The organism is uncultured Limnohabitans sp., from assembly GCF_937889215.1.
Lineage (GTDB): Bacteria > Pseudomonadota > Gammaproteobacteria > Burkholderiales > Burkholderiaceae_C > Limnohabitans_A.
Window position 1 is genome coordinate 1 of record NZ_CALBEX010000209.1, and the last position, 4,161, is coordinate 4,161.

General features: G+C 61.4%; 4 protein-coding genes. 3 read left to right on the forward strand and 1 reads right to left on the reverse strand.

The features are described from left to right. The first annotated feature begins 78 nt into the window (after nucleotides 1-78). Together ahpF and Q0341_RS05435 are read left to right on the forward strand one after the other, a co-directional pair. Nucleotides 79-1,683 carry an alkyl hydroperoxide reductase subunit F gene (gene ahpF, locus Q0341_RS05430; protein WP_299511064.1) on the forward strand — a complete coding sequence of 535 codons (1,605 nt, stop codon included), beginning with the start codon at nucleotides 79-81 and terminating at the stop codon, nucleotides 1,681-1,683. A gap of 35 nt (nucleotides 1,684-1,718) precedes the next feature. After that, nucleotides 1,719-2,024, forward strand: a complete 306-nt coding sequence (locus tag Q0341_RS05435) for a hypothetical protein (protein ID WP_299511065.1) — start codon at nucleotides 1,719-1,721, stop codon at nucleotides 2,022-2,024. A gap of 83 nt (nucleotides 2,025-2,107) precedes the next feature. On the opposite strand, the gene Q0341_RS05440 is transcribed toward Q0341_RS05435, so the two are convergent. Further along, a complete protein-coding gene (locus Q0341_RS05440) occupies nucleotides 2,108-3,151 on the reverse strand; it encodes an extracellular solute-binding protein (RefSeq protein WP_299511067.1) in 1,044 nt (347 codons plus the stop codon). Between the two features lie 78 nt (nucleotides 3,152-3,229). Here Q0341_RS05440 and Q0341_RS05445 point away from each other — a divergent pair. Further along, nucleotides 3,230-4,161, forward strand: a 932-nt coding sequence (locus Q0341_RS05445) for a patatin-like phospholipase family protein (protein ID WP_299511069.1), incomplete at its 3' end; no start/stop codon positions are given.

Here is a 4,161-nt window from a genome sequence, read left to right on the forward strand (position 1 = left end):
CCCCAATTTCCCCTGTTCCCTGGCCTGCGCCACAAGTGCGGGTTCAAGTTCACTGTCCCCTGAAAACCGGAGATCACCATGCTCGACGACACCCTCAAAGCCCAACTGCAGCAGTACCTGGCTTTGCTGCGCCAGCCGATTCGTTTGATCTCCTCGCTGGACGACAGCGAAACTGGCGTCGACATGAAGGCTTTGCTGGAGACCATCGTCAGCTTGTCCGACAAGGTCAGCCTGGACACCTCTGGCGACGACGCCCGCAAGCCCTCTTTTGTGGTGGCGCGTGAAGGCCAAAACACCGGCGTGCGTTTTGCCGGTTTGCCGCTTGGCCACGAGTTCACTTCTTTGGTTTTGGCTTTGCTCTGGACCGGTGGGCATCCTCCCAAGGTCGAGCAAGACGTGATCGACAGCATCAAGATGCTGGACGGCGACTTCAACTTCGAGGTCTACATGTCCCTGAGCTGCCACAACTGCCCCGATGTGGTGCAGGCCTTGTCGCTGATGGCCATCGTGAACCCCAAGGTGAAGACTGTGGTCATCGAAGGCGGTGCCTTCCAGGCCGAAGTCGAGGCGCGCCAGATCATGGCCGTGCCCATGGTGTTCCTGAATGGGCAGGTCTTTGGTTCCGGCCGCATGACGGTTGAAGAAATCGTCGCCAAACTCGACACCAAGGCCGGTGAGCGTGAAGCCGCCAAGCTCAGCGCCAAAGACCCCTTTGATGTGTTGATCGTGGGCGGAGGCCCGGCCGGCGCGGCGGCTGCCGTGTACGCTGCCCGCAAAGGCATCCGCGTGGGTGTGGCCGCCGAGCGTTTTGGTGGCCAGACCAACGACACCATGGCCATCGAAAACTACATCTCGGTGCTGGAAACCGATGGCCCCAAGTTTGCGGCAGCCTTGGAAGCGCAGGTGCGCCACTACGAAGTGGACATCATGAACCTGCAGCGTGCCGACAAAATCATCCCCGCCAGCCAGCCCGGCGGTTTGATCGAAGTGCAGATGGCCAACGGCGCCAGCCTCAAAGCCCGCTCGGTCATCCTGTCCACCGGTGCCCGCTGGCGCAATGTGAACGTACCCGGCGAGGCCGAGTTCAAGAACAAAGGCGTGGCGTACTGCCCGCACTGCGATGGCCCGCTGTTCAAGGGCAAGCGCACGGCGGTGATTGGCGGCGGCAACTCCGGCATCGAAGCGGCGATTGATCTGGCCGGCATCGTGGCCCACGTCACGGTGTTCGAATTTGCCGACCAACTCAAGGCCGACGCGGTCTTGGTGAGCAAGCTCAAGAGCCTGCCCAACGTCACGATCCACACCCACGCGCAGACGACCGAAATCACGGGCGCTGACGGCAAAGTCAACGGCATCCGCTACAAGGACCGCACCACCAGCGACGACCACTGGGTCGAACTCGAAGGCGTGTTCGTGCAAATCGGCCTGGTGCCCAACACCGAGTTCCTCAAAGGCACTCTGGACCTGAGCAAATTTGGCGAGATCGTGGTGGACGCCAAAGGCCACACCAATGTGCCCGGCGTGTTTGCGGCGGGCGATTGCACCACTGTGCCTTTCAAGCAGATCGTGATCGCCGCAGGGGATGGTGCCAAAGCCGCCTTGAGCGCTTTTGACCACCTGATTCGCTTGCCGGCCTTGCCCGAGGCGGGTATCGCAACCCCAGTGCCAGCCGAAGCCGTTTAAGCTGACGCTTTTGAACAGCCAGCAGGAGCTTTGGGATGACTTGTTTTGTGATCGACCCCACCGCCAAAACCATCACCCCCGTCGCCTTGGGCGGCGGGTTGGATGCGATCCGTCAGTTGATCGGTTTTGAGACCATCGACAGCGATGAGATCGATGCGAGTGGGGACCGTTTGTTTTTCGACGAAAAATGCTTCATTCGCCAGACCCCCGGGGTGGGCCGTTTCCAGCTTGACAGCCTTGCCCCTGTGGCGGGGGTAGGTGTGGTGGTGGGTGCCGGGGAAGGTTATGCCGCTCCGCAAGTGAGCCTGCAGGCCTTGCAGGCACGGGTCAAGTTTTTGTAGTTTCAGGCTCAAGCGGGGCGGTGTGCACCGCCTGAGCCCTTGCCCTGGTGAGGTTCAACCATGGCGTCGCCGAGGTAGCGTGTTCACTTGAAGCCCACGCGGTCCAGCATTTGCTGCACCTTGATCTGGTTCATGCCCACGGCACTGATGGGGAGCACTTCGCTTTTGAAGCTGCCGCCGGTCATGGCCTTGAGGGCGGGGTTGTCAAAGCTCACGCCTTTGGCTGCAGGCCATTCGTTGTTGCCATTGGCAAAGTGATTTTGCGCAGCAGGGCTTGCCAGGTATTCCAGGAACTTGACCGCGTTGTCGGTGTTTTTGGCATGTCTTGCCACAGCGCCACCGGCCACGTTCATGTGCGTGCCCCAGCTGTTTTGGTTGGGGAAGACCACGCCGATTTTTTCGGTCACCGCGCGGTCGGCCGGGTTGGTGGAGCGCATCAGGCGCGCCAAGTAATAGCTGTTGCTCACGGCCACGCCGCATTCACCCGAGGCCACGCCTTTGATCTGGTCGGTGTCGCCGCCTTTGGGGCTGCGGGCCATATTGCCGACCAAGCCTTTGAGCCAAGCTTCTGTTTTTTGCGGCCCCAGGTGCTCGGTCATGGCGCCAAACAGGCTCAGGTTGTAGGGGTGCGAGCCGCTGCGGATGCACAAGCCGCCTTTGAACTTCGCATCGGCCAGTTTTTCGTAACTGTCCACGTCGGTTTTGTTGTACTTGAGTTTGTTGTAAACGATCACGCGTGCCCGTGTGGACAGGCCAAACCAGGCTGTGCCGCCGTTGTCGGACGGTTTGGAACGCAAGTTGGCGGGAATGGCTTCTTCGAGCTTGGCAGACTTGATGGGCAAGAACAGGCCATCGACCTCGGCGCGCCAAAGGCGGGCGGCGTCCACCAGCAAAATCACGTCGGCGGGCGAGGCCGCACCTTCGGCCTTGAGGCGGGCGAGAATACCGGCATCATCGGCATCCACGCGGTTGATTTGGATGCCGGTGGCTTTGGTGAAGTCGCTGTACATGACTTCGTCGGTCGGGTAGTGGCGGGCCGAATAAATGTTCAGCACTTTGTCTTGCGACATGGCCGAAGCGGCGCTCATGAGGCAAGCCAAGCTCAGCAGGGATCGGGACAGTGTCATGGGTTTCTCTTGGGTTTTGGACGGGTGAAGAAAGTTTAAACCAAATGCGAATCATTATCAATAAGATTTGAGGGCAGCATGGAAAAAATGCGAGAGATGGGTCGTGGCTTGGGCTGCGAACCCGCAGAACAAGCCCTAACGGTGGCTTGGCTAAGGTGTGCCGGGCGGCGTCTGGGCGCGGTTTTGACACTGGCGCTGTTGACAGCGTGCAGCAGTTTGCCGCCTCCGCCTGAGGCCAGCGCCCCTCCCACAGCCGAGCGGCGTGAGGTGCGGCTGGGGCTGGCGCTGGGCGGCGGGGCGGCGCGGGGTTTTGCCCATGTGGGTGTGATCCAGGTGCTGGAAGAGGCGGGGCTCAGGCCCAGCCATGTGGCGGGCACCTCGGCGGGCAGCTTGGTGGCCGCTTTGTATGCCAGCGGCAAAAGCCCGACCGAATTGGTGCGCGTAGCCCAGACGATGCAAGAGGCCGAGATCACCGACTGGGTGCTGCCCCTCGTGAACCGGGGGGCTTTGCGCGGCGAAGCCTTGGCCCGGTACGTCAACACCCAGGTGGGTGGCATGTCGCTGGAGCAGATGCCCATCCCACTCGGCATTGTGGCCACCGATCTGGGCAATGGCCAGGCCATCACCTTCCGGCGAGGCAACACGGGGTTGGCCGTGCGTGCGTCCAGTGCGGTGCCCGCGGTGTTTGTCCCCGTGCGCTTGGGCGGGCGCGAATACGTCGATGGCGGCCTGGTCTCGCCTGTGCCTGTGCAACAGACCCGTGAGATGGGGGCGAACTTTGTGGTCGCGGTGGACATCTCCAGCGATCCCGAAGACAACGCCTATGGCGATACGTTTCAGATCCTGCTGCAGACCTTTGCCATCATGGGCAAAAGCATCAACAGCCTGGCCCTCAAAGAGGCCGATTGGGTGGTTCGCCCGGTCTTGTCGGGCATCAAGAGTGCCGACTTTGGTGCCCGCTTGCGTTCAATTGAAGCGGGTCGGGTGGCCATGCGTGCAGCGCTTCCCGG

Bases quoted from the DNA above. Each gene is read 5' to 3' on its own strand.
- Q0341_RS05440 (WP_299511067.1), bottom strand. From the start codon at position 3,151: ATGACACTGTCCCGATCCCTGCTGAGCTTGGCTTGCCTCATGAGCGCC.
- Q0341_RS05435 (WP_299511065.1), top strand. From the start codon at position 1,719: ATGACTTGTTTTGTGATCGACCCCACCGCCAAAACCATCACCCCCGTC.
- ahpF (WP_299511064.1), top strand. From the start codon at position 79: ATGCTCGACGACACCCTCAAAGCCCAACTGCAGCAGTACCTGGCTTTG.